General features: G+C 71.6%; 21 protein-coding genes. 5 read left to right on the forward strand and 16 right to left on the reverse strand.

The window, feature by feature from the left end; all coding sequences use genetic code 11:
- The 7 genes from rimM to aroA form a co-directional block, all read right to left on the reverse strand.
- Nucleotides 1-546, reverse strand: coding sequence for a ribosome maturation factor RimM (gene rimM, locus DEI99_RS10515; protein WP_181434457.1), 546 nt, complete (start codon nucleotides 544-546; stop codon nucleotides 1-3).
- A 19-nt stretch (nucleotides 547-565) separates the two neighbouring features.
- Nucleotides 566-802, reverse strand: a complete 237-nt coding sequence (locus tag DEI99_RS10520; protein WP_022902329.1) for an RNA-binding protein — start codon at nucleotides 800-802, stop codon at nucleotides 566-568.
- A 4-nt stretch (nucleotides 803-806) separates the two neighbouring features.
- A complete protein-coding gene (rpsP, locus tag DEI99_RS10525) occupies nucleotides 807-1223 on the reverse strand; it encodes a 30S ribosomal protein S16 (protein WP_071297190.1) in 417 nt (138 codons plus the stop codon).
- Nucleotides 1224-1387: 164 nt separating this feature from the next.
- Nucleotides 1388-3520, reverse strand: coding sequence for an oxidoreductase (locus DEI99_RS10530; protein ID WP_111041967.1), 2133 nt, complete (start codon nucleotides 3518-3520; stop codon nucleotides 1388-1390).
- 4 nt (nucleotides 3521-3524) lie between these two features.
- Nucleotides 3525-4349, reverse strand: coding sequence for an SDR family oxidoreductase (locus tag DEI99_RS10535; RefSeq protein WP_111041966.1), 825 nt, complete (start codon nucleotides 4347-4349; stop codon nucleotides 3525-3527).
- 83 nt (nucleotides 4350-4432) lie between these two features.
- Nucleotides 4433-5614 (reverse strand): acyl-CoA dehydrogenase family protein, encoded by a 1182-nt coding sequence (locus tag DEI99_RS10540; RefSeq protein WP_111041965.1) that lies wholly within the window; start codon nucleotides 5612-5614, stop codon nucleotides 4433-4435.
- Nucleotides 5611-8829: a 3-phosphoshikimate 1-carboxyvinyltransferase gene (gene aroA, locus DEI99_RS10545; RefSeq protein WP_111041982.1), complete on the reverse strand. Its 3219-nt coding sequence runs from the start codon at nucleotides 8827-8829 to the stop codon at nucleotides 5611-5613. The genes DEI99_RS10540 and aroA overlap by 4 nt, the downstream gene beginning before the upstream one ends.
- Nucleotides 8830-8947: 118 nt before the next feature.
- Here aroA and DEI99_RS10550 point away from each other — a divergent pair, with 118 nt between their 5' ends.
- On the forward strand, nucleotides 8948-10087 hold the full coding sequence (locus DEI99_RS10550; protein ID WP_220037159.1) for a glutamate--cysteine ligase: 1140 nt from the start codon (nucleotides 8948-8950) through the stop codon (nucleotides 10085-10087).
- 348 nt (nucleotides 10088-10435) lie between these two features.
- Here DEI99_RS10550 and ffh read toward each other — a convergent pair whose 3' ends face one another.
- Entirely contained in the window at nucleotides 10436-11989 is a 1554-nt protein-coding gene (gene ffh / locus DEI99_RS10555; RefSeq protein WP_111041963.1) for a signal recognition particle protein, read from the reverse strand.
- Nucleotides 11990-12053: 64 nt separating this feature from the next.
- On the opposite strand from ffh, the gene DEI99_RS10560 reads away from it, so the two are divergent.
- From DEI99_RS10560 to lipA, 3 genes are all read left to right on the forward strand, one after another.
- On the forward strand, nucleotides 12054-12848 hold the full coding sequence (locus DEI99_RS10560; RefSeq protein WP_111041981.1) for a nucleotidyltransferase domain-containing protein: 795 nt from the start codon (nucleotides 12054-12056) through the stop codon (nucleotides 12846-12848).
- Between the two features lie 261 nt (nucleotides 12849-13109).
- Complete coding sequence (lipB, locus tag DEI99_RS10565; protein ID WP_111041962.1) at nucleotides 13110-13802, forward strand: lipoyl(octanoyl) transferase LipB; 693 nt, start codon at nucleotides 13110-13112, stop codon at nucleotides 13800-13802.
- Nucleotides 13799-14782 (forward strand): lipoyl synthase, encoded by a 984-nt coding sequence (gene lipA, locus DEI99_RS10570; RefSeq protein ID WP_111041961.1) that lies wholly within the window; start codon nucleotides 13799-13801, stop codon nucleotides 14780-14782. Before lipB ends, lipA begins: the two co-directional genes overlap by 4 nt.
- An 88-nt stretch (nucleotides 14783-14870) precedes the next feature.
- On the opposite strand, the gene DEI99_RS10575 is transcribed toward lipA, so the two are convergent.
- Both DEI99_RS10575 and ftsY read right to left on the reverse strand, forming a co-directional pair.
- Nucleotides 14871-15029, reverse strand: a complete 159-nt coding sequence (locus tag DEI99_RS10575) for a hypothetical protein (RefSeq protein WP_175472147.1) — start codon at nucleotides 15027-15029, stop codon at nucleotides 14871-14873.
- 58 nt (nucleotides 15030-15087) lie between these two features.
- A complete protein-coding gene (gene ftsY, locus DEI99_RS10580) occupies nucleotides 15088-15957 on the reverse strand; it encodes a signal recognition particle-docking protein FtsY (protein ID WP_071253838.1) in 870 nt (289 codons plus the stop codon).
- A 232-nt stretch (nucleotides 15958-16189) separates the two neighbouring features.
- Between ftsY and DEI99_RS10585 the strand changes: the two genes are divergently transcribed.
- Nucleotides 16190-17218 carry a TerC family protein gene (locus DEI99_RS10585; protein ID WP_111041960.1) on the forward strand — a complete coding sequence of 343 codons (1029 nt, stop codon included), beginning with the start codon at nucleotides 16190-16192 and terminating at the stop codon, nucleotides 17216-17218.
- A gap of 306 nt (nucleotides 17219-17524) precedes the next feature.
- Here DEI99_RS10585 and DEI99_RS10590 read toward each other — a convergent pair whose 3' ends face one another.
- From DEI99_RS10590 to coaD, 6 genes are all read right to left on the reverse strand, one after another.
- On the reverse strand, nucleotides 17525-21277 hold the full coding sequence (locus DEI99_RS10590) for an AAA family ATPase (protein ID WP_111041959.1): 3753 nt from the start codon (nucleotides 21275-21277) through the stop codon (nucleotides 17525-17527).
- Nucleotides 21278-21309: 32 nt separating this feature from the next.
- A complete protein-coding gene (mutM, locus tag DEI99_RS10595; protein WP_111041958.1) occupies nucleotides 21310-22281 on the reverse strand; it encodes a bifunctional DNA-formamidopyrimidine glycosylase/DNA-(apurinic or apyrimidinic site) lyase in 972 nt (323 codons plus the stop codon).
- 4 nt (nucleotides 22282-22285) lie between these two features.
- Nucleotides 22286-23011, reverse strand: a complete 726-nt coding sequence (rnc, locus tag DEI99_RS10600; RefSeq protein ID WP_258369431.1) for a ribonuclease III — start codon at nucleotides 23009-23011, stop codon at nucleotides 22286-22288.
- A gap of 13 nt (nucleotides 23012-23024) precedes the next feature.
- Nucleotides 23025-23228, reverse strand: coding sequence for a 50S ribosomal protein L32 (gene rpmF, locus DEI99_RS10605; RefSeq protein ID WP_071253846.1), 204 nt, complete (start codon nucleotides 23226-23228; stop codon nucleotides 23025-23027).
- Between the two features lie 55 nt (nucleotides 23229-23283).
- Nucleotides 23284-23847: a YceD family protein gene (locus DEI99_RS10610; protein ID WP_111041957.1), complete on the reverse strand. Its 564-nt coding sequence runs from the start codon at nucleotides 23845-23847 to the stop codon at nucleotides 23284-23286.
- Between the two features lie 119 nt (nucleotides 23848-23966).
- The gene (coaD, locus tag DEI99_RS10615) at nucleotides 23967-24452 is read right to left on the reverse strand and encodes a pantetheine-phosphate adenylyltransferase (protein ID WP_111041956.1); all 486 of its coding nucleotides are present in this window, start codon (nucleotides 24450-24452) and stop codon (nucleotides 23967-23969) included.
- Between the last annotated feature and the right edge of the window lies 1 nt (nucleotide 24453).

Raw genomic sequence — 24453 nt, forward strand, 5'->3', positions numbered from 1 at the left:
CTAGTCCGTCACCGTCTCGGGGCGGGACGTGTCCTCGGGGTCCTCGAACAGGCCCTGCGGGGGCGTCACGGTGACGGTGCCGGCCGCGATGTCGACGGCGGGCACGATGGCCGAGACGAACGGCACCAGGACCTCGCCGCGGGACGGGGTGTCGACCGCGAGCAGGTCCTGTGCGGGCAGGTGGTCGACGCGGGCGACGGTGCCGACCTCGACGCCGTCGCGGAGGACCTGCAGGCCGACCAGCTGGTGGTCGTACCAGGCATCGTCCTCGCCGGTCTCGGCGTCGGCGTCCTGCTCGACCCAGAGGATCGCGCGGGCGAGCGACTCGGCGCCGGTGCGGTCGTCGATCCCGGCGAAGAACGCGACGGGGTGACCGTTGTACCAGCGGAGTTCGTCGAGCTCGAGGGTCTTGCCCGACCACGGTGAGTCGTCGGGGACCTGGAGCGTGAACGTGGCGCCCGGGGTGAACCGACGATCCGGGTCGTCGGTGTAGAGCTCGAGCTTGATGCCGCCCTTGAGCCCGTGCGCCTTGGTGATCCGACCCACCCGGAGCTGGGTCGTCTCCCTAGGAATCGGTGTCCACCACGTCGACCCGCACGCGCTTGCCGTCGGCCAGGGCCGAGACGAGGGTGCGGAGCGCCTTGGCAGTGCGCCCGGCGCGACCGATCACGCGGCCGAGGTCCTCGGGGTGCACACGCACCTCGAGGACCTCGCCCCGCGCAGAGGTGGAGCTGGCGACGCGCACGTCGTCAGGGTGATCGACGATCCCCTTGACGAGGTGCGTCAGCGCGGATTCGAGCAAGGAATTACGCCTCGGTCGTCTCGGCGTCGGCGGCGGCCTCGTCGGCAGCCGGGGCGGCCGGAGCGGTCTTCTCCGACTTGGGCTTGAGGACGGCCTTCTTCGACGAGTCGGCCACGAAGGCCTGCTTGGGCTCGGCGACCTTGACCTTGGACTCGGTGTCCTTCTCGCCCTTGAACTTGGCCCAGTCGCCGGTCAGCTTGAGGAGGGCCGCGACCTGCTCGGTCGGCTGCGCGCCGACGCCGAGCCAGTAGAGCGCACGCTCGGACTCGATCTTGATGACCGAGGGCTCCTCGGTCGGGTGGTACTGACCGATCTCCTCGAGGACACGACCGTCGCGCTTGGTGCGCGAGTCGGCGACGACGATGCGGTAGTAGGGCGCACGGATCTTACCGAGACGCTTCAGACGGATCTTGACAGCCACAATTGCTCCTGTTTGCTTTCGTTGTGGTTGAACTGGAACCGCGGGCGTGGGGGCACACACGGCGAAAGCTCGAGAGAGATCGCTCACAGCTGGATAGAGGGTCGAGCTGCGGCGATTCGACCGTTCATTCTTGCAGATTCCCGGCCGTGATGCGAGCCGACTCGCTACGGCGCGAGTCGGCGCACGGCTTCGAGTGCCTCGGACGTCGCGCGGACCGCGTCCACGCTCCGTGCGTCGCGCGCGCCGCCGACGACGGCGACCGGCACGCCGGCGGTCTGGAGGCCCGTGACGAGTCCGTCGGTCGGCCGCCCGTCCGCCTCGTCGCCGGTCGGGAGCGCGCGCTCCTGCCCCGCGCAGACCACGACGCTGTCCGCCGGTACGCCGACCTCGTCCCCGTGCTCGTCGCGGATCCAGAGGACCCCGGGTTCGATGCGCAGGTACTCCTGCACGCCGCCGACCATCCGGACCCCGGCGTCGCGCAGCCGGCCGAGGGCCACCCAGCGCGAGGTGATGCCGACGCCCTGGCCGAACTTGCCCGACCGGCGGAGCACAGTGACGTCCGGACCGGGCCGGAGCGTGCGCTGCGCGGCGGGGAGCCGCTGCGGCACGTCGCCCACGACGGTCTCGGCCACGTCGACGTCCCAGCGCGCGCCGAACTCGGTGGCGCGACGTGCTTCGTCCGGTGACTCGGTCAGGAAGGCCGCCGTGTCGACGCCGATGCCGCCGCCGCCGATGATCGCGACCGTGCCGGCGGGGACCCCGTCGCGCAGGGCCTGCTCGTAGGACAGCACGTGCGGCAGGTCGGCGCCCGGCACGTCGACCGCCCGCGGCACGACGCCCGTGGCGACGACGACCGCGTCGCTGCCGGCCAGGTCCGCGACGGCGGCCGGGTGCCCGAGGTGCACGGTGGCCCCGCGGTCGGCGAGCTCGGCGCGGGCGGCCCGGACGGTGGCGGCGTAGTCCTCCTTGCCGGGCACGAGCGCGGCGAGGTCGAACTGTCCGCCGAGCCGGTCGGAGGCCTCCCACAGCGTGACGTGGTGACCGCGTCGCGCGGCGTCCACAGCTGCCGCGAGCCCCGCCGGTCCCCCGCCGACGACGTCGACCCGCTTCGGGTCGGTGGTCGGTCGGGCCGGGAACGCGACCTCGCGCGCCGCCCGCGGGTTGACCAGGCAGGACACGGGTGCGCCGATGATCGACCGGTCGAGGCAGGCCTGGTTGCAGCCGATGCAGGTGTTCACGAGGTCGAACGACCCCGCGAGCGACCGGTCGACGATCGCGGGGTCGGCGAGGAACGGCCGCGCGAGGGCGACGGCGTCGAGCAGCCCGTCGGCCAGCACCGCCTCGCCGTCACGCAGGTCGGTCATCCGGTTCGAGGCGATGACGCGGACCTCGGGGTGGTCCGAGGCGCGCACGACCCGGGCGATCCGCGACGCGTAGGCGAGCCATGCTCCGTGCGGCACGGCGGCCTGCACGGTGGGCGTGCGCGACTCGTGCCAGCCGATGCCGACCGAGATCCCGTCGAGTCCGAGGGGCAGCAGTTCGTGCACGAGGGCGTCGACCTCGTCGTCCGTCGAGGACCCGGGCATGAGGTCGGCACCCGAGAGCCGGATCGTCACGGCCAGGTCGGGCACCGCCGCGCGGACGGCCTCGACGACCGCCACCGTGAAGCGCCGTCGGCGTTCCGGCGAACCGCCCCACGCGTCGTCGCGCAGGTTCGTCAGCGGCGACTGGAACTGGTTGATGAGGTAGCCCTCGGACGCCATGATCTCGACGCCGTCGAACCCGATGTCGCGTGCGGAGCGGGCCGCGGCGGCGAAGTCCTCGATGGTCCGCTCGACCTCGGCGGCCGTCAGCTCGGTCGGCACCACGCCGCGGGCCGCCGCCCACGGCAGTGCCGAGGGCGCCACGACCCGCTGGGGCGCCCCGTGCCGGTCCACCATCCCCGCGGCGAGTGCGTACCGACCGGCGTGGAAGAGCTGCGCGAGGATCGTCGAGCCCTCGTCGTGCACGGCGTCGACCGCGGCGCGGAACCGCTCGTCCGCTCCCCCGACGCCGAACACGGCGAAGTCCGGACCGCCGCGGGCCTCGTCGCTCAGGGCGATGCCGCCGGTGATGATGCAGGCCGCACCGCCCGCGGCGCGTTCGCGGTAGAAGGCAGCCATGCCGGCCCCGCCGTCGTCGTGCACCTCGAGCCCGGTGTGCATCGACCCCATCACCACCCGGTTCGACAGGTGCAGGGGGCCGAGGCTCCACGGCGAGGAGACGACGGCGAGCTCGGGGACGGCGACGGTGCTCATGTGCCTACTCTGCCGGAGGCAGCACCGCGTCGCGAAGGGGCGACGTCGTGTCCGCCCAGAACGGCGGCGCGACCACGGTGAGTCCGCCGTCGACCGAGAGGGTCTGCCCGGTGATGTAGGACGCCTTGTCGGACAGCAGGAAGTCGACCGCGTCCGCCATGTCGTCGGCGGTGCCCGGGCGCTGCAGCGGCAGCTTCGACAGCACCGAGTCCATCGGCGCCATCCCCGGCACCGAGTTGTAGAAGTAGTCGAGCGAGTCGGTGTCGATGAGCCCGCCGTTCACCGCGTTCACGGTGATCTGGCGCGGGCCGAACTCGACCGCCATGTACTTCGTGTACGCCTCGGTCATGGCCTTCGCGGCGCCGAGCGCGGCGTAGGTCGGGAACGCGCGGAGCGACCCGTACGAGGTGACGACGACGATGCGGCCACCGCGGTCCATGAGTTCCGCGGCGCGCTGGGCGCCGAGCACGAACGAGCGGGCGTTCGTGGCGTAGCTGCGGTCGAGGTGGTGCAGCTTGAGGTCGGCGACGGGCTTGAACGCGCTGGCCGCGGCGTTCGCGACGAACATGTCGAGCCGCCCGTAGGTGTCGCGCACCAGGTCGAACAGCGCGTCGATCGACTCCGGCTGCTCGATGTCGACCTGGGCGGTGATGCCGTCGCCGCCGGCGGCCCTGACGTCGGCCAGGGACTCCTCGGCCAGGTCGGCGTTGCCCTTGTACGTCACGACGACGGTGACGCCGCGCTGGCCGAGCTTCTGCGCGAGCAGGCGGCCGATGCCGCGCGAGGCGCCCGTGATGAGCGCGATGGGTGCGTTGGTGCTGTCGGTCACTGCTGTCCTCTGCGTGGGTGGAGACGGACGGGAGGCGCGGGGCGGGACCGCCACGGGCCTCCCGTCCGGTGGGTGGTGGCGTCCTAGAACCCGGCCTTGCCGGTCACGACGGCGCGGCCGACGACCAGCTTCTGGATCTCGTTGGTGCCTTCTTCGAAGCGCTGGGCGCGCGCGTCGCGGTAGACGCGCTCGATGGCGTTGCGCTTCCAGTAGCCCTGGCCGCCGTGCACCTGCAGCGCCTTGTCGGTGACGCGGGCGAGCATGTCGACCGCGACCATCTTCGAGGCGCTCGACAGCGTGCCGGCGTCGGGGCGGCCCGCTTCGTAGGCGCGAGCGGCCTCGAGCACCAGGGCGCGGGCGGCGGCGATGTCGGCGTAGTTCTCGGCCAGGTAGAACTGGATCGCCTGGCGGCTGGAGAGCTGCTTGCCGAAGGTCTCGCGCTTGTTCGCGTACTCGACGGCGAGCTCGTTCGCCCGCTCGGCGAGGCCGACGGCGCTCATCGCGACGGAGACGCGGCTCGGCAGCAGGAAGCCGCCGAGCGCGACCTCGAGGCCCTGGCCCTCCTCGCCCAGGCGGGCGGAGGCGGGGATCGGCGTCTCGGTGAAGCGGAGGATCGCGTGGTCGGTGCCGCGGATGCCCATGGTGTCCGAGTCGTCGATCACCTCGGCGCCCGGCAGCCCGCTGTTCGGCATGAGGAACGCGACCGTGCCGTCCTGGCCGGTGGTGCCCTCGAGGCGGGCGGCGATGAGCCAGTAGTCGGCCTTGACCCCGAACGTGATGAGGTGCTTCTCGCCGTTCATGACGTACGTGTCGCCCTCGCGGCGGACGGTGGTGCGGATGTCCGCGCCGGTGCCGGCCGTCGCCTCGGTCAGGGTGAACGCGACGAGCGCGTCGCCCGCGACCGAGGGCTTGACGACCTGCTCGATCTGCTCCGGCGTCGCGTAGGGGGCCATCGCGCGCCACGTGCCGTTGATGACGTGCACGAGCATCCGGATCGACGCGTGCGACCGCGAGACGATCTCCATGATCTCGAGGTAGCGCGAGAACGGGACGGCCCGTCCGCCGAGCTCGGTCGGCGCCGCGAGCGACAGCCAGCCCTTGTCCTTGAGCTCCTGGAAGAGCTCGGGGGCGACCTGGCCGGTGCGCTCGATCTGCTCGGCCCACTCCTCACCGCGTCCGCGGACCCACTCGGTGACCTCGGCCTTGAGCTGCTGGAAGGCCGTCTCGGTGTCCGGCTCGGTGTCCGGCTCCGTGACCATCGTCATCGTGTCTCGTTCTCCTTCGTCGCGACGAGTGCCGCTGCCTGGTCCCGCAGGACGTTCTTCTGCACCTTGCCGACCGCGTTGCGGGGCAGCTCGTCGATGTACTCGAGTCGCTCCGGCCAGTAGTACTTGCTCACACCCGCCTTGTCGAGCGTCTGCTGCATCGACGCGAAGTCGAGCCGGTCGGTCCCGGCAGCCGGCACGACGAACGCGCAGGCCCGCTCGCCCAGCCGCTGGTCGGGCATCGCCACGATCGCGACGTCCGTCACGAGCGGGTGCTGGTAGAGCAGGTTCTCGATCTCGACCACGGGGATCTTCTCGCCACCGCGGTTGATGACGTCCTTCACGCGGCCGGTGATCGACAGGAAGCCCTTGGCGTCGACCTTCGCCAGGTCGCCCGTCCGGTACCAGCCGTCCTCGGTGAAGACGTCGTCGGTCAGGTCCTGGCGGTCGAGGTAGCCGTCGAACATCGTCGGCGAGAGCAGCTCGAAGTTGCCCTCGGTGTCGGCGGGGAGCTCGTGTCCCTCGTCGTCGACGATGCGGATCCGGATGCCCGGCAGGGCGCGGCCGTCGTGCCCGTAGGCGTCCGTCGGGTCGTCGGACGGGCTGGACAGCGCCCCGAGGCAGGTCTCGCTCGTGCCGAACGCACCGAGGATCGCGCTGCCGAGCACCGTGCTCGCCCGCTGGGCCAGTGCCCGCGGGACGGCCGCGCCGGTCGGCACGAACACGCGCAGGCTCTCGGGAGCCGGGGCGCCGGCCTCGACCAGGTCGACGAGGTCGGTCAGGAACGGGGTGGCGCACTGCACGAACGATGCCTTCGCGACGCCGAACGCCTGCTCGAGCGCGACGGTGCCGTCCCACACCGGCTGGATGACCTGCGGCGCACCGAGCCGGAACGCGAGCAGCATGCCGTACAGGAACCCGGTCTGGTGGGCGAGCGGCGACGGGATGTAGATCCGGTCCTCGCTCGTCAGGCCGGACTGCGCGACGTGCATCGCGGTCGCCAGGCCGAGGGTGCGGTGCGGGTGCTGCACGCCCTTCGGCTCCCCCGTCGTGCCGCTCGTGAACAGGAGCTGGCAGACGTCGTCGGGGCCGGGCGCGTGCGAGGTGATCTGGTCGACGTCCACCTGGACCGCGTCGATCGCGGTGTCCCAGTAGCGCCAGTGCCAGTCGCTGGCGGCCACCCGGTCCAGGGCGTCCGCGGGCAGCGGGGGCTGGTTCGTCGGGGTGTCCGTCCGGCCGCGTGCCTCGGCACGGAGCACGATGACGTGCTCGACGGACAGGCGGCGCTGCTGCGCCTTCGCCTCGTCGATGACGTCGAGGAGTTCGAGCGCCGGGCGGCGCTTCCGGAACACGTTCGGCAGGAACACGACCCGGGCGCGCGACCGTGCGAGCGTCATGGTGGTCTCGCGCGGGCCGAAGACCGGCATGATCGGCGTCGCCACCGCGCCGATCTGGATCGCACCGAGGGTGATCGACACGAACTCGCGCCAGTTCGGCAGCTGCATGGCGACCGACTCGCCCCGGCGGACGCCGAGCTCGAGCAGGAGCGCCGAGACCTTGTCGGCCTCGTCCTGCAGTTCCCGCCACGTCGTGTCCACGGGAGCCGCTCCGCCGACCTCGATGACGGCGAGGCCGTCGGGGTCGCTCGTCGCGAGTGCGCGGACCTTCTCGCTGAGCACCAACGGCTCGGCGTCGACGCCGGCGAGCTCGGGCAGTTCCGACCCTGCGTCGTCGGCCGGCTGCGTACCGGCGTCGGCGCGGTCGCCCGGGTCGGTGTGCTCGCCGAGGTCCCTGCCCTCACCGAGGTCGGTGCGCTCGCCGGCCGCGTCGGCGGCGTCGATCCGGTCGTCGCGGGCGGCCCGCGCGGCGAGACCGTCGCCGACCTCCATGTCGAGTCCGACCGAGTTCATCGCCTCGAGGAACGTCGGGTACGAGATCCGGTAGGCCCGCGGGTAGGTGAGCGCCGAGGTCCCCTCGGCCTTCGAGGCGGCGACGGCGAGCGACATGAGCACCCGGTGGTCGTTGAACGAGGACATCGGCGCGCCCCGCAGGTCGCCGGGACGCACGCCGGTGACGCGGAGCTCGTCCGCGCCCTGCTCGGCGCGGCCGCCCAGACGGTTCAGCTGGAGCATCGCGGCGACCCGGTCGGACTCCTTCAGGCGGATGTGCGCCACGTTCCAGAGCCGCGTCGTGCCCTCGGCGAAGGTGGCCATGGTCGAGAGCACCGGCAGCAGGTCCGGGATCGGCTGGCAGTCGATGTCGAGGGCGCGCAGCGGCGAGCCGTCGTGCTGGATCCGGACGAAGCCGGTCTCCTCGTCGATGCGCATCGGGACGCCCATCGCCGTCGCGAGGTCGAGGAACTCGCTCTCCGGGTGGTCCGTCTCGGCGGTGGTCGTGGCCGTCACACCGCGGAGCAGCAGGTCCGACTCGCGGATGCCCGCCGCGGCGATGCCGAACGCGGCCGAGCCGATGTCCGGCGGGATGACGTAGTCGTGCGGGGTCGCCTGCTGACCCGCCGGGATCCGGTACTCGAGCCAGTCGTCGGAGACCTCGACGGTCAGCCCGAACTGCCGCATCATGCGCACGGTGAGCTCGACGTAGGGCTGCTCGTTGAGCCGGCCCCCGGTGATGTGGATCCGGGTCTCCTGCTCGGCGAACGGTGCGACCAGGAGCAGGCCGGACACCCACTGGGACAGCGTGCCGGCGATCGAGACGTCACCGCCGCGGGGTCGGCGGGGCTGGACCGTGACGGGCGGGCAGTCGTTCGTCGCCTCGAGCTCGACGCCCATCTGCGTGAGCGAGGTGAGCAGCGCCTTGATCGGCCGGCGCTGGAAGTACTTCATGCCGGAGAGCGTCATCGGCTTGTCCGCGAGCGAGGCCAGGCCGGTCATGAAGTAGAGCGTCGTGCCCGAGGACCCCATGTTGAGGATGCCGTCGGCTCCGCGGGAGCCGTGGTCGACGACGTCGGTCGCCTCGTACCGGCCGCCGAGGCCGGTCACGTGGTACTCGTCACCACGGCGCTTGACGTCGACGCCGAGCGCCCGGAGCGTGCCGACGGTCCACTCGACCTGGCGGGTGGCGCTGATGCCGGAGACGATGCTCGTCCCCTTCGCCAGCGACGCGAGCACCAGGGCACGGTGCGCGTGGTACTTCGAGACCGGGATGTCCAGCGCTCCGACGAGCGGTGCGGACGTGCCGCGCACGACCAACTGCATGCGTACCTCTTCCTTCTTCGACATATCAACGGTACGCCCGCTGTGGAACTACCGTGGATCGGATCCGCACGACCGGGATCCGCCTTCGTTGTGCGTGTCCGACAACCTTCCGGGCAGGATGTACAGCATGGACATCCGCTTCACCGAGTCCCGCCCGTCGACCATCGGCGTGGAGTGGGAGCTCCCCCTGGTCGACCGCGCGACCGGCGACCTCACGCCCCGCGCCCCCGCCGTGATCGCGGCCGTCCACGAGCGGCTCGGTGACCGCGAGCGCGTCACCGAGGAGCTGCTGACGAACACCGTCGAGGTCGTCTCGAGCGTGCACTCGCGGGTGCGGGACGCGACGAGCGAGCTGTCCGGCATCATCGGCGAGGTCATCGACGCCGCCGAGCCGCTCGACGCGCAGGTGATGTGCGCCGGCACCCATCCGTTCGCCGTGTGGGACCAGCAGGAGATCACCCCGGACAGCGAGCACTACACGACGCTCATCGACCGCACGCGCTGGTGGGGGCGGCAGATGCTCATCTGGGGCGTCCACGTGCACGTCGGCATCGACGACCGCGACAAGGCGCTGCCCATCCTCGGGGCGATGCTCGCCTACGTGCCGCACCTGCAGGCGTTCACCGCGTCGAGCCCGTTCTGGGCCGGCACCGACACCGGGTACGCGTCGAACCGGGCGCTCATGTTCCAGCAGCTCCCGACCGGCGGCCTGCCCCCGCAGCTCGGCGCCTGGGCGAACTTCGAGGAGGTCGTCGACGACCTCACCCGCACCGGCGTCATCGACGGCGTGAAGGACCTGCGGTGGGACGTCCGGCCGTCACCGGGCTGGGGCACGCTCGAGAACCGCGTGTCCGACGGCATCTCCACCCTGCACGAGGTCGGCGCGGTGACGGCGCTCGTGCAGTGCCTCGTCACGTCGATGTCGGACCGGCTCGACGCCGGCGAGACCCTGCCGACCATGCAGCCCTGGTTCATCCGCGAGAACAAGTGGCGTGCCGCCCGGTACGGCATGGAGGCCGAGATCATCACGAACACCGCCGGCGACGAGCGGCTCGTCACCGACGAGGTGCACGACCTCGTGCAGCTGCTCGACCCGGTGGCCGAGCGACTCGGCTGCCAGGAGGAGCTCCACCACCTCGACACGATGATCGAGCGCGGCGCGTCGTACCAGCGGCAGCTCGCGGTCGCGCAGGAGCACGGCGGCGACCTGCGCGAGGTCGTCCGCCACCTCGTGACGGAGTTCCGCGAGTCGCTCTAGCCCGCGCGCGGTGCTGTCCCGCGCGTGGTGAGGTGTTCCGCGCGTGGTGGGCTGTTCCGCGCGCGGTGCTGTTCCGCGCGTGGTGGGCTGTTCCGCGCGTGGTGAGGTCTTCCGCGCGGTGCTGTTCCGCGCATGGTGAGCTGTTCCGCGCGTGGTGAGGTGTTCCGCGCGTAGGAGGCCGTTCCTTCCGCCCTCCTACGCACGAATCCGCTTCCTACTGCGCGCGCGATGGGATGGAACGCGCGCCGTGGATGCGCGCCGTGAACGCGCGCTGTGGACGCGCGCACAGACGGACGGGAGGCCCGGTGCCAGCTGGCACCGGGCCTCCCGTCCGTCAGGTGGTCGCGACTAGCGACCCAGGAACTTCTGCAGGCTGGCGAGCTCTTCCTCGGTCGGCGCCTTGCCGCCCTTGGCGGCTCCGCCGAGCCCGAGGCCCGATCCCTGCGGGGCCTGCTGCGGCGCGGCCGCGGCACCGGCAGCGAGCGCCGCACGCTTCGCCGGGTTGCCCACCTTGGACTTCTTCTTGCCGCCCTGCTGCTGCTTCTTGCCGCCGTGCATGCCAGGGATCGGGCCCATTCCCGGCATCTGCGGCACGCCACCGCGGGCGACGGTCTTCATCATCTTCGCGGCCTGCTCGAACCGGTTCACGAGGGCGTTGACCTCGGTCACGGTGGACCCGGCACCCTTGGCGATGCGCAGTCGACGCGAGCCGTTCAGCAGCTTCGGGAGCTCGCGCTCCTGGGGGGTCATCGACTGGATGATGGCCTCGGTGCGGACGATCTCGCGCTCGTCGAAGTTGTCGAGCGCCTCGCGCATGCCCTTGGCGCCCGGGAGCATGCCGAGCATGCCCTTGATCGAGCCGGCCTTGCGCAGCTGCTGCATCTGGCCGAGGAAGTCGTTCAGCGTGAACGAGTCGGACGCGATCTTCTCGGCGACCTTGCGGGCCTCGTCCTCGTCGAAGGCCGACTGGGCCTGCTCGATGAGCGACATGATGTCGCCGAGGTCGAGGATGCGGCTCGCCATGCGGTCCGGGTGGAACGGCTCGAAGTCGTCGAGCCCCTCGCCGGTCGACGCGAACATGATCGGGCGACCGGTGACACTGGCGACGGAGAGCGCGGCGCCACCGCGGGCGTCGCCGTCGAGCTTCGACAGGACGACACCGGTGAAGTCGACGCCCTCCTGGAAGGCGCGCGCGGTGACGACGGCGTCCTGACCGATCATCGCGTCGATGACGAACAGGACCTCGTCCGGGTCGACGGCCTTGCGGATGTTCGCGGCCTGCTTCATGAGCTCGGCGTCGACGCCGAGACGCCCGGCGGTGTCCACGATGACCGTGTCGTACTGCTGGTCGACGGCGGCCTTGATCGCGTTCTTGGCGACCTTGACCGGGTCGCCGACGCCGTTGCCGGGCTCCGGCGCGAAGACGTGGACGCCCGCCTGCTCACCGACGACCTGCAGCTGCTGCACGGCGTTCGGACGCTGGAGGTCCGCCGCGACGAGCATCGGCGTGTGGCCGTCCTTCTTGAGCCACTTGCCGAGCTTGCCGGCGAGGGTGGTCTTACCGGCACCCTGCAGACCCGCGAGCATGATGACCGTCGGCGGCTTCTTCGCGAACTCGAGCCGTCGCTGCTGACCGCCGAGGATGCCGACGAGTTCCTCGTTGACGATCTGGACGACCTGCTGCGCCGGGTTGAGCGCGCGGTTGACCTCGTCGGAGAGGGCACGCTCGCGCACCGCTGCGGTGAACGCCTTGACGACCTCGAGCGCGACGTCGGCGTCGAGGAGCGCCCGCCGGATCTCGCGGACGGTGCCGTCGACGTCGGACGGAGTCAGCCGACCCTTGCTCCGCAGGTTGCGGAAGGTCTCGGTCAGCCGATCGGAGAGTGAACCGAATTGCGCCATGATCCGTCGATTCTACCGGGTCGGCCTCGCGCTCGGGTGCCGCGGCCCTCGGTATCGTCTCGACATGCGTGCCGTACCAGCAGGACTCGACCCCGCCGTCGTCGCCGAGATCGACGAGCGACTCGCTCGGCTGCAGACCGACCTCGGGGTCACGATCCCGTGGGCGGTCGAGAGCGGCTCGCGCGCCTGGGGGTTCCCGTCGCCGGACAGCGACTACGACTGCCGCTTCCTGTACGTGCGCAGACCCGACGACTACCTGTCGCTGTGGCCCCGCCGCGACGTCATCGAGACGCCGCTCGACGAGGTGTTCGACGTGAACGGCTGGGACCTGGCGAAGACGGTCCGGCTCGCCGTGAACGGGAACGCCACGGTCGGTGAGTGGCTCCGCTCCCCGATCGTCTACACGGGCGACGAGGCGTTCCGCGACCGGTTGCTCGCGTTCGTCGCGAGCGTCGCGGACCGGGGTCGCATCGGCCGTCACCACCTGCACGTCGCGGACCGACAGGCGGAGCGGGGAGTCACCCTGAAGCGGTTCTTCTACATCCTGCGGACAGCGGCCTCGCTGCGGTGGCTCCGTGACCACCCCGAGAGCGCGACCCCGCCGATGGACCTGCCGACGCTCCTCGCCGAGTCGTCCGTGCCCGAGGCGGTCCGGGAGGCCGCCGCGGAGCTCATCGTCGTGAAGGCCCGGACGCGGGAGCTGGGGCACGGCGAGCCGCCCGCGGTCCTGGCCCGGTTCGTGGCCGACGAGCTCGAGCGGGCGCGCTCCTTCGACGATCTGCCGCCGGAGAACAGGTCTGCCGAGGCCCGCGAGCGGGCGGACGCGTACTTCCTCGGCGAGGTGGAGCGGTTGCGCTGAGGCCGTCGGGGCGAACCAGGAGCGGAACCGCGCGTCAGGAGCAGGATCACGCGTCGGGAGCGGAACCGCGCGTCGGAAGCGGAACCGCGCGGAACGCCCGACTCCGCGCGGTTCGACGCCCCGAGCGCGGTTCGACGCCTCACGCGCGGTTCAACGCCCCACGTGCGATTCGACCCCCGACGCGCGGAACGACCCACCACGCGAGCAACAGCCCCACGCCGGTTCTTGTACTCCGTCCAACAACCGGCGTACGCTCCCCCCATGCCGCCACTCGAGCTCGTGCGACCCCCGGGCCTGCTCGACCACGCCGAGGGTCTTGCACTGCAGCGGGCCCTCCGCGCCGACGTCGTCGCCGGCCGCTCCCCCGGAGCGCTCGTCCTCTGCGAGCACCCGTCCGTGTACACCGCCGGTCGGCGCACCGAGCCCTCCGACCTGCCGACGGACGGCTCCCCCGTCGTCGAGGTCGACCGCGGCGGCCGGATCACCTGGCACGGGCCCGGGCAGCTCGTCGTCTACCCGATCGTCCGGCTGGCCGAGCCGATCGACGTCGTCGCCTGGGTGCGCGACCTCGAGCAGGTCGTCCTCGACGCGGCGGCGTCGGTCGGCGTCGACGCCCGCCGCATCGACGGCCGCAGCGGCGCGTGGACGACCGACGTCCCGCCCGCCAAGGTCGGTGCCGTCGGCCTGCACGTCGCCGAGGGGGTCTCGAGCCACGGCATCGCGATCAACTGCGACAACGCCCTCGACGCCTACGCCGCGATCGTGCCGTGCGGGATCGCGGACGCCGGCGTCACGACGCTCAGTGCGGCGGCCGGTCGGCACGTCGGCCCCGACGACCTCGTGCCGCTCGTCGCGCGACGCGTGCAGGACGCCGTCGACGGCATGTACGCCGGCCACCGGATCAGCAGCACCGCCGCGACAGCCGCCCCCGCACGTCAGGAGACCCTCGTATGACCCTCGCCCCCGACGGCCGCCGCATGCTCCGGGTCGAGGCCCGCAACGCCGAGACCCCGATCGAGACGAAGCCCGCGTGGATCAAGACCCGCGCGACCCAGGGCCCGGAGTTCCGCGAGCTGTCCGCCCTGGTGGAGACCAAGCAGCTGCACACCGTCTGCCAGGAGGCCGGCTGTCCCAACGTCTTCGAGTGCTGGGAGGACCGCGAGGCCACGTTCCTCATCGGCGGCTCGCAGTGCACCCGCCGGTGCGACTTCTGCCAGATCGACACCGGCCGGCCCGAGCCGCTCGACCGCGACGAGCCACGCCGCGTCGCAGACTCCGTGGCCGAGATGGGCCTGAAGTACGCCACGGTCACCGGGGTCGCCCGCGACGACCTGCCCGACGGCGGCGCGTGGCTCTACGCCGAGACGATCCGTGCGATCCACGAGCACTCCCCCGGCACCGGTGTCGAGATCCTCGTGCCGGACTTCAACGGGCGGCCGGACCAGCTCGGCCAGGTGTTCGACGCCCGCCCCGAGGTCTTCGCCCACAACGTCGAGACGGTGCCGCGGATCTTCAAGCGCATCCGGCCCGCGTTCACGTTCGAGCGGTCGCTCGACGTCATCAGCCAGGGCCGCGACGCCGGGCTGGTCACGAAGTCGAACCTCATCCTCGGCATGGGCGAGGAGCGTGTCGAGATCGAGGACGCCCTGCAGCGCCTGTTCGACGCCGGCACCGACATCATCACCTTGACGCAGTACCTCCGCCCGTCGCCGCGGCACCTGCCGGTGGCGCGCTGGGTCACGCCCGACGAGTTCGTCGCGTTGCGCGAGGTGGCCGAGGCGATGGGCTTCGCCGGGGTGCTCGCCGGACCGCTGGTGCGGTCGTCCTACCGCGCCGGCCGCCTCTGGGCCCGGGCCACGGTCGCGCGCGGCGGTTCGGTGCCGGAGCACCTGTCGCACCTGCTCGACGCCGCTCCGGGCCGCCAGGCGGTCTGAGACCCGGAGACGGACGGACGGGAGGCACGGTGCCAGCTGGCACCGTGCCTCCCGTCCCGGATCTGCGCCCGTGCAGGGCGCGGCCTGCTCAGGCGCGTCCGCGGATGCTCCGCAGGAGCCAACCGATGATCGAGAGCAGGATCAGGGCGATCCCGATGAACAGCAGGAACTTCAGGGCGCTGACGAAGATGCCGCTGAAGAGCAGGACCAGGCCGACGATGATCGCGATGATCAGGAGAGCGGGCATGTGGGGCTCCTTCCGGTGTACCTGGACGATCCCTGTACTGCGGAGACGGTACCCGGGATCAGCCGACGAGGTTCTGCACGAACACGTGCGGCGTGAAGCCGGTGAGGTCGTTGATGCCCTCGCCCTGGCCGATGAGCTTGATCGGGATGCCGGTCTTCTCCTGCACGCTGAGCACGAACCCGGCCTTGGCGGAGCCGTCGAGCTTCGTGATGACGAGCCCGGTGACACCGGCACCCTCGATGAACGCCTGCGCCTGGGCGAGACCGTTCTGCCCGGTCGTGGCGTCGAGCACGAGGAGCACCTCGCTGATCTCGACCTGCTTCTCGACGACGCGCTTGATCTTGGTCAGCTCGTCCATCAGGCCGGCCTTCGTGTGCAGACGGCCCGCGGTGTCGATGACCACGATCTCGGTCTGGTCGCGGATCGCCTTCTCGACGGTCTGGTAGGCCACCGACGCCGGGTCCTGCCCGGGCTGCGCGGGACGGACGACGTCGACACCGGCGCGCTGGGCCCAGGTGGCGACCTGCTCCACCGCGGCCGCACGGAAGGTGTCCGCGGCGCCGACCAGCACGGAGCGGTCGTACGTCCGCAGGAACTTGGCGAACTTGCCGATGGTCGTGGTCTTGCCGACGCCGTTCACGCCGACGACGAGCACGACGGCGGGGCGTGCGCTGAGCTTGAGCGTGGTGTCGAGCTTCGAGAGCCGTTCCTCGAGGACCTCGCGGAGCATGCGCTGCAGGTCGGCGGGGTCGGTCGTGCCGTACCGGTCGACGCGGGCGTGCAGGTCCTCGATGATCGCCTCGGAGATGTCGGGGCCGAAGTCCGCGCCGATGAGCGCGGTCTCCAGGTCCTCCCACGTGGTCTCGTCGATCGTCTTGCGCTGGAACAGCCCGCGCAGCCGGGAGGACAGTGACCAAGAACTCGCCATGTTCCCAGCTTAGAGCGCACCGCTCGCACAGGGCGTCCGCTACGCTCGGTGGTGCGAAGGGGAGTATTCCCTCTCGGCGACCCCGTCAGTACGGCCCGGAACGACCCGGACCCGGGGCGTCGGTCGCGGCACGTGGCCTCCGGCAGCAGTCAGAGCACACGGTCCGCGGCGGAAGAGACCTTCAGGCTTCAGCGCACCCGTTTTCCGGGGCGCTCCTACCTGAAGGAAATCCGTGGACGTCCCACTCGCAGTCTGGCTCATCACGATCGCCGGTATCCTCGGCCTGCTCGTGTTCGACTTCTTCTCGCACGTGCGCACACCGCACGTGCCGCACATCCGTGAATCGGCCTTCTGGTCGGTCGTCTACATCGCCCTCGCGATCGCCTTCGGTGTCGGCGTCTGGGTCTTCGGCGGCGGGCAGGCCGGTGGCGAGTACTTCGCCGGGTGGCTCACCGAGAAGGCCCTGTCCGTCGACAACCTGTTCGTCTTCCTCATCATCATGACGTCGTTCGCGGTGCCGAAGGAGTTCCAGCAGAAGGTCCTGCTCGTCGGCGTCGCGATCGCCCTCGCCGCCCGCGGTGTGTTCATCGCCCTCGGCGTCACGATCATCGACAACTTCTCGTGGGTCTTCTACCTGTTCGGCGCCCTGCTGTTCTGGCTCGCCTGGTCGCAGGCCCGCAGCGGCAACGACCACAGCGGTGACGAGGCCGACTCCCGCCTGATCCGCCTGCTCAAGCGCATCATCCCCACGTCGGACCACTACGACGGTGACCGCCTGACGACCAAGGTCGACGGCAAGCGTCTGTTCACCCCGATGCTCCTCGTCATGGTCGCCATCGGTCTGACCGACGTGCTCTTCGCGCTCGACTCGATCCCCGCGATCTTCGGGCTCACGCAGGACGCCTTCATCGTGTTCACCGCGAACGCGTTCTCGCTGCTCGGCCTGCGCCAGCTGTACTTCCTCATCGCGGGGCTGCTCGAACGCCTCATCTACCTCGGTCAGGGGCTGGCGGTCATCCTCGGCTTCATCGGTGTGAAGCTCGTGTTCCACGCGATGCACGTCAACGAGCTGCCCTTCATCAACGGCGGCGAGCACATCGAGTGGGCCCCCGAGATCCCGATCTGGTTCTCGCTCGGCTTCATCATGCTCACCATCGCCGTCGCGACCGTCGCCTCGCTCGTCGTGTCGAACAAGCGTCGGAAGCGCGGCCTGACCCCGTCGGGCGAGCCCGTGGAGGCCGTCGAGGCGGACGCGAAGTAGTCCCGACCCCCTTCCGGACAGGAGGCGCGGTGCCAGCTGGCACCGCGCCTCCTGTCCGTCGCCGGGGGCGTCGAGGGCCGCGCGCTCGCTGCTGCGAGCGCGACAGTCGTCCGCGTGGTCGTCCGGACACCTCCGCGAAAGCGACTGTCTGCCGCGAACTGTTGGCGGAGATCTGACGCTGTCGCGGAGTTGCCCGCGTGATCGTTCGAATGCCTTCGCGTGGCCGTTCGGACATCCCCGCGAAAGCGACTGTCTGCCGCGAACTGTTCGCGCGAACCTGTCGCTTTCGCGGAGTGCGCCGGCTGGCTACGCGACCGCGACCGCGTCGGCCGGCTCGGGCTCGGGCTTCTGCACGCGCTGACCGACGACGGCCGAGACGCCGTCCTGCCGCATCGACACCCCGTACAGGGCGTCGGCGATCTCCATCGTGCGCTTCTGGTGGGTGATGACGATGAGCTGCGAGGTCTCGCGCAACCGCTGGAACACGGTGAGCAGGCGGCCGAGGTTCGCGTCGTCGAGCGCGGCCTCGACCTCGTCCATGATGTAGAACGGCGACGGCCGCGCGGTGAAGATCGCGACGAGCAGCGCCACCGCGGCGAGGGACCGCTCACCGCCGGACAGCAACGTCAGGCGGTCGATCTTCTTGCCGGCGGGCTTCACCTGGACGTCGATGCCGGTGCCGAGCAGGTCGGTCGGGTCGGTGAGGGTGATCGAGCCCGAGCCGCCCGGGAACAGGATCGGGAAGACGACGTCGAAGGCTTCCTTCGTGTCGTTGAACGCCGACTCGAAGATCGTCTGCATCTTCGTGTCGAGCTCGTCGATGATCGTCATCAGGTCGGTGCGGGTCTTCTGCAGGTCCTCGAGCTGCTCGGCGAGGAAGGCGTGCCGCTGCTCGAGTGCCTGGAACTCCTCGAGGGCGAGCGGGTTCACCTTGCCGAGCTGCCCGAGGTCGCGCTCGGCGGCCTTGAGCCGTCGCTCCTGCTCGGCGCGGACGTAGGGGACGGTCTCGACGTCGGCGGGGTCGATCTCGTCCGTGGTGTCGAACTCCGGCAGTGCGGGTCCGCCGGGCAGGGTGGAGGCCGCCTCGACGAGCGCGACGTCGTCGGCGTCCTCGGTGCCCACGCCGTCTCCGGTGCCCTCGGTGCCCGCGTCGGCGGGGGCGTCGGGGTCGCTCGGCGCTGCGGCAGCGGCGGCGCGCTCGGCCTCGCGGTGCTTCCGCGCGAGCACCCGCGGGTCGACGAGCACGTCGACGGGCACCGGCACGTGCGGGCCGTACTCGGCGACGAGCACCGCCTCGGTCAGCCCGAGGTCGCTCTGCGCCCGGTCGAGCACGCCGGACACGTGCAGCTTCTTCTCGTAGATCTCCATCTCGAGCGAGTGCACGCCGTCGGTGATCGTCTGCAGGCGGTCCCGGAGCTCGCGTTCCTCGTTGCGGATCGCCTGGAGCTCGGTGTTGCGCTTCGCCCGCTCGGACTCCTCCGTCGCGAGCCGCACCCGGGCCTCGGCGAGCGACCGGTCGACGGCGCCGAGCACCTCGGGCAGGTCGGCGAGCACGCCCTCGGCGGTCCGGATCTGCCCCCGCCGGATGACCGCGAGCCGGGCAGCCTCCTCGGCGGCGGCACGCTCGGCCTCGAGCTGGCGGTCGAGCTGGTCGGCCCGGTTGCGCTCGGCCCGGACGCGCTCGCGGACGGTCTCGACCTGGATGCGGTGCTCGACCTCGGCCGCCCGCGCGGCCTCGAGGGCGTCCTGCAGCGCCGGCCGCTCCGAGGCGTCCACGACGGGACGCTCCTGCTCCGTGAACGCGCGGTGGGCCGCCTCGGCCTCGGCGAGCGAGGCGTCCACCGCCTCGACCGCGCCGTCCGTCTCGGCCAGGGCGGCCCGGAGCCGCTCGACCTCGGCCACCGCGTTCTCCGCCTTCGCACGCGTCGACGCGCTCGTGCGGTCGTACTCCGCCTTCGCCCGGGTGTACGCACGGGATGCCGCGTCGGCCTCGTCCGCCGCGCGGCGCGCGTCCTCGACGGCCACGCGCGCGGCCTGGAGGCCCGTGGCAGCGTCCTCGGCGTCCGTCGCGATCGCATCGCGCCGGCTCACGGCGTCGTCGCGTTCCGCGGCGAGCTCGATGCGCGAGGTCACCCGCTCACCGCCGCCCGTCACACGCACCGCACGGACCAGGTCACCCGACCGCGTCACGACCGTCGCCAGCGGCGCGGCGGCGAGCACCTCCTGCAGGTCGACGCCCTCGGTCTCCGCGACCAGCGTGTCCCGCAGCACGGACGCGAGCGCGGGCGGACCCTGCACCAGGTCGAGCGCACGTCGGACGCCGGCGGGCAGGGTGTCCGGCAGGCTGCTCGTCCCGACGACGGCGTCGGCGACGACGACGTCGATGCGCCCGATGTCCGACGCCCGTGCGTGCGCGACGGCGTCCGTGGCGACGTCGCGGTCGTCGGCGAGCACCGCGTCGGCGAGTCCGTCGAGGGCGATCGCGACGGACGCCTCGAAGCCGGGCGTCACCGTCAGGTGGTCGGCGAGCCGGCCGACGATCCCGGCCCGACCGGCGTCGATGAGTGCCTGGGAGCCGTCGCGCACGTCGATCGACATGCCGAGCGCCGCCACCCGGGCGTCGAGGGCATCGCGCTCGCGCTCCAGACCGTGCAGCCGGTCGCGCTGCCCGTCACGGACCGTCTGGGCCTGTTCGAGGGCGGCGCGGGCGGCCTCGAGCGCGGTCGTGAGTGCGTCCTCGTCGACACCCTCCGAGGGGTCGGTCCCGAGGTCGGCCAGCGCCGACGCCGCCCGCTCGGCACGTTCCCCGGCCTCGGCGAGGGCACGCTCGCGACGCTCCCGGTCCGCCACGGCCGACCCGCGTCGTGACCGTGCGACGTCGACCGCGTTGGCGAGCCGCTGCGCCTCGAGGTCGTGGCGGGACACCCGTGCGGCCTGCTCGGCGATGCGCTCGTCGAGGGCGTCCAGGGCGTCGCGGGCCTGCTGCACGGCCCGCGCCGTCGTCGCCGCGCCGCCCTGCACCTCTTCGGCACGGGCGGCGAGCCGGTCGGCCTCGGCACGGACCCCGGCGACCTGCTCGGGCGTGACGGTCGGACCCTGCTGCGGCGCGTCGGCCTGCTGGGCGAGGAACATCAGCCGCTGGTTCGCCAGGCTGGACAGCCCGCGCAGGCGTTCCTGCACGCTCTCGAGCCGGTGCACGACGGTGCGGGCGCGGTCGACGTCGTCGCCGACCATGCTCTGCTCGACGTGCTGCTGCCGCACCCGCGTCTGGTCGAGCCGCTCGGTGAGCACGATGCGCTCGGACTTCCGGCCGGCCTCGACCTCCTGGTGGTCGTGCAGCTCGCGGCGCAGGCGGACGACGTCGTCGGCCAGGATGCGGGCCTTCGCGTCGCGCGCCACCGCCGCCACCGACTGCGCCTTGCGCGCGACCTCGGCCTGTCGCCCGAGGGGCTTCAGCTGTCGCCGGATCTCGCCGGCCAGGTCGGACAGGCGGGTCAGGTTCGTCTGCATCGCGTCGAGCTTGCGGAGGGTCTTCTCCTTGCGACGGCGGTGCTTGAGGATGCCGGCGGCCTCCTCGATGAAGCCGCGGCGGTCCTCCGGGGTGGCGTGCAGCACCTTGTCGAGCTGCCCCTGCCCGACGATGACGTGCATCTCGCGGCCGAGGCCGGTGTCGCTCAGCAGTTCCTGGACGTCGAGCAGCCGGCAGTTCTCGCCGTTGATGGCGTACTCGCTGCCGCCGTTCCGGAAGAGCGTGCGCGAGATCGTCACCTCGGAGTACTCGATCGGCAGCAGCCCGTCGGTGTTGTCGATCGTCAGGAGCACCTGCGCGCGACCGAGCGGGCCGCGGGTCGAGGTGCCGGCGAAGATGACGTCCTCCATCTTGCCGCCGCGCAGGGTCTTCGCCCCCTGCTCCCCCATCACCCAGGCCAGGGCGTCGACGACGTTGGACTTGCCGGAACCGTTCGGCCCGACGATGCACGTGACGCCCGGCTCGAAGGCGAACGTCGTCGGCTGCGCGAAGGACTTGAACCCCTTGATGGTCAGGCTCTTCAAGTACATGCGGTCTCCGGATGCTCTGGTTGGGCGTCAGGCTAACGCGTGCGCCGACGCGAGCGCGGTTGGCACACGGGGCAGATGTGGCTCGACCGGTTCATGAAGGCCTCGCGCACGATCGTCGTCCCGCACCGCGGGCAGGGCTTGCCCTGCTGCCCGTAGACGTTCAGCCGCTGCGAGAAGTACCCGGACTGCCCGTTCACGTTGACGTACTGCGCGTCGAAGCTCGTGCCGCCGTCCTCGAGCGCGCGTCGGAGCACGAGCCGCACCTCGTCGAGCAGCAGGCGCAGGTCGCCGCGGGTCAGGCGGTCGGCGGGTCGGTCGTAGTGCAGCTTCGCGGCCCAGAGGGACTCGTCCGCGTAGATGTTGCCGATGCCGCTGACGACGCCCTGGTCGAGCAGCACGCGCTTGATCCCGCTCGAACGCTTGCGGGCCATCGCGGTGAACCGGTCGTCGTCGAAGGCGGGGTCGAGCGGGTCCCGCGCGATGTGCGAGACCTGGCCGGGCACCCACCGGCGCCACGGGGCGTCCGGCTCGGCGTCGTCGACGTGCCCGGCGGACCCGGCCGGTGCGCCATCGACCGTCGGGACCATCGTGTCGATCGCCATCGACCCGAACGTCCGCTGGTCGACGAACTCGAGCTCGACCGGCGGCTCCTCGGCACCGTCGCGACCGGTGCCGGACGGCTGCACGTCGATGAGGATCCGGCGGTGCCGCGCGGCCTCGCGCCCGCGGCCGAGCAGGATCTGCCCGCTCATGCCGAGGTGGGCGACGAGCGCCTCGGGGCGGTCCCCCTCGTGCTCGGGCAGCAGCGGCATCCAGAGGAACTTGCCCCGGCGGACGGCGGCGGCGATGGTGCGGCCGGTCAGCCGGTCGGCGAAGTCCTCGGCCGGGCCGTCGTGGCGGGTGAGCGCGCGGTCGTCGACGACGTCCACGTGCAGCACGCGCGCGCCGCTGACGGCGGGTTCGAGGCCGGCGCGGACGACCTCGACCTCGGGGAGTTCGGGCACGCGGTCAGGCCGCTCGGCCGGAGAGCCGGGTCCACGCGTCGAGCGCGGCGGCCATCTCGGCGGCCTTCTTGCTCGAACCGGTGCCGGCGGCGACGTCCTCGCCCTGCAGGACGACGGTGGCGCTGAAGGTCTTGTCGTGGTCCGGGCCGGTCTCGGTGACGCGGTACGCCGGGTTGCCGAGCGACAGGCTCGACGCGAGCTCCTGCAGGCTCGTCTTCGGGTCCATCGCGGCGCCGAAGCGGTCGGGGTCGATCATGAGCGGTTCGACCAGCCGCAGCACGAGCTCGGTCGCCGGGTCCGCGCCGGAGGACAGGTAGGTGGCGCCGATGACGGCCTCGACCGTGTCCGCCAGGATCGACGACTTGTCGCGGCCACCGGTCTGCTCCTCGCCCTTGCCGAGCCGGAGGTAGGCACCGAGGCCGATCATCCGGGCGATCTCGGCGAGGGCGACAGTGGACACCAGGCTCGCCCGGCGCTTCGCCAGGTCGCCTTCGTCCAGGTCGGGGAAGGACCGGTAGAGCTTCACGGTCACGGCCTGGCCGAGGATGGAGTCGCCGAGGAACTCGAGGCGCTCGTTGTGCTTGATCCCGCCGTGCTCGTACGCGTAGGAGCGGTGTGTCAGGGCGAGCTGGAGCAGCTCGAGGTCGATGTCGACCCCGAGGATGCCCTGCAGACGGACGACGTCCGGCCCCACGGGGCGGGACCCCGCGGTGCCGGACGTCGTCGTCATGCGTTCGGTCCGATCAGACGTCGGCGACCTTGCGGCCCTTGTACTCCATGTACAGGGGGGTGCCGGCCGAGTCCTCGACGACCTTCGCGCGGTGCGGGAGGCTGTACGTGACCTGGCCGTTCTCGACGGTCTTCACGAGCTGGATCGGCGTGGCCTTCCACTGCGAACGACGGGCGTGCGTGTTCGCACGGGACTGCTTGCGCTTGGGAACGGCCATGGTTGATCTCTTTCGGTTGGTCGGTGGTCGGTACGGGGGCTGGCGGTCGCGGGGCCTACTCGGCCTCGGCCCGCTCCTGACCCTCGGTGGTCGTGTCAGCGTTGGGGGTGTCGTTGTCCAGCTGGACCGCGCTCAGCGCTGCCCAGCGGGGATCCAGTGCCGGTCGGGCGGGCTGTTCACCGAGGTCTGCCAGGCGTTCACCCGTCTCCGGGTCGAGTCCTGGGCAGTCCGGACGACAGACCGGCTGGAACGGCAGCGCCAGCACCACCGCATCTCGAACGACCTGTTCGGTGTCCACGTGGTCATCGCGAACGAAGAAGTCGAAATCCTCCGAGACATCGTACGCGAACAGCTCGGCGAAATCGACCTCGACCGGCTCGCTGATGTCGATGAGGCAGCGCGAGCACTCCCCCGTGGCGTCCGCCGAGGCGTGGCCGGAGACCAGGACGCCCTCGTGCAGGCCCTCGAGACGGAGGTCGATGCGCAGCTCGGCACCCTCGCGGACGGCGATCACGCCGGCGCCCATCGCGTCCGGCACCGTGACGTCGAGCGTGTGCTCGCGCATCTCGCCCGGACGGTGCGCGAGGTCGCGCACCCGGAGGGCGTAGGGGCTGTTCACGTGGGAAGACACGATCGACGATCCTAGCGCGATCGGGACCGGGAGTCGAGGCAGCGCGGGGCGTGTCCGGGACCGGTCGTGCGCCCGCGTCCGGTTCCGGGGTCCGTGCAGCGTGCCGGTCAGCGGGCGGCGAGTGCCGCAGCGACGACCCGGGGCACGTACGGCGTGACGTCGCCACCGAGTGACGACACCTGCCGGATGAGGGAGCTCGACACGTGGGCGCGCGAGGCCTCCGGCAGCAGGAAGACCGTCTCGACGTCGGCGAGGTGGCGGTTCATGATCGCCATCGGGGTCTCGTACGCGACGTCCTCGCCGGAGCGCACGCCCTTGACCAGCACCGTCGCTCCGACCTGCCGGCAGTAGTCGACGAGGAGCCCGGCGGTCCACTCGCCCACCGTCACCGTCTCGGGAGCGCCGACCTCGACGAGCGACTCGCGGATGAGCCGCACGCGGTCGGCGGCCTCGAACATCGCCGGCTTCTTTTCGGGGTTGTGCACCACGAGGACGTGCACCTCGTCGAACAGCCCGGCCGCACGGCCGATCACGTCGAGGTGCCCGAGGGTGACGGGGTCGAAGGAACCGGGGACCACCGCGATCTGCGCCATG

It is taken from the genome of Curtobacterium sp. MCLR17_036, assembly GCF_003234445.2.
Taxonomy (GTDB): domain Bacteria; phylum Actinomycetota; class Actinomycetes; order Actinomycetales; family Microbacteriaceae; genus Curtobacterium.

Bases quoted from the DNA above. Each gene is read 5' to 3' on its own strand.
- DEI99_RS10530 (WP_111041967.1), bottom strand. From the start codon at position 3,520: ATGAGCACCGTCGCCGTCCCCGAGCTCGCCGTCGTCTCCTCGCCGTGG.
- DEI99_RS10540 (WP_111041965.1), bottom strand. From the start codon at position 5,614: ATGACGATGGTCACGGAGCCGGACACCGAGCCGGACACCGAGACGGCC.
- aroA (WP_111041982.1), bottom strand. From the start codon at position 8,829: ATGCAGTTGGTCGTGCGCGGCACGTCCGCACCGCTCGTCGGAGCGCTG.
- DEI99_RS10550 (WP_220037159.1), top strand. From the start codon at position 8,948: ATGTACAGCATGGACATCCGCTTCACCGAGTCCCGCCCGTCGACCATC.
- ffh (WP_111041963.1), bottom strand. From the start codon at position 11,989: ATGGCGCAATTCGGTTCACTCTCCGATCGGCTGACCGAGACCTTCCGC.
- DEI99_RS10560 (WP_111041981.1), top strand. From the start codon at position 12,054: ATGCGTGCCGTACCAGCAGGACTCGACCCCGCCGTCGTCGCCGAGATC.
- lipB (WP_111041962.1), top strand. From the start codon at position 13,110: ATGCCGCCACTCGAGCTCGTGCGACCCCCGGGCCTGCTCGACCACGCC.
- lipA (WP_111041961.1), top strand. From the start codon at position 13,799: ATGACCCTCGCCCCCGACGGCCGCCGCATGCTCCGGGTCGAGGCCCGC.
- DEI99_RS10575 (WP_175472147.1), bottom strand. From the start codon at position 15,029: ATGCCCGCTCTCCTGATCATCGCGATCATCGTCGGCCTGGTCCTGCTC.
- ftsY (WP_071253838.1), bottom strand. From the start codon at position 15,957: ATGGCGAGTTCTTGGTCACTGTCCTCCCGGCTGCGCGGGCTGTTCCAG.
- DEI99_RS10590 (WP_111041959.1), bottom strand. From the start codon at position 21,277: ATGTACTTGAAGAGCCTGACCATCAAGGGGTTCAAGTCCTTCGCGCAG.
- rnc (WP_258369431.1), bottom strand. From the start codon at position 23,011: ATGACGACGACGTCCGGCACCGCGGGGTCCCGCCCCGTGGGGCCGGAC.
- rpmF (WP_071253846.1), bottom strand. From the start codon at position 23,228: ATGGCCGTTCCCAAGCGCAAGCAGTCCCGTGCGAACACGCACGCCCGT.
- coaD (WP_111041956.1), bottom strand. From the start codon at position 24,452: ATGGCGCAGATCGCGGTGGTCCCCGGTTCCTTCGACCCCGTCACCCTC.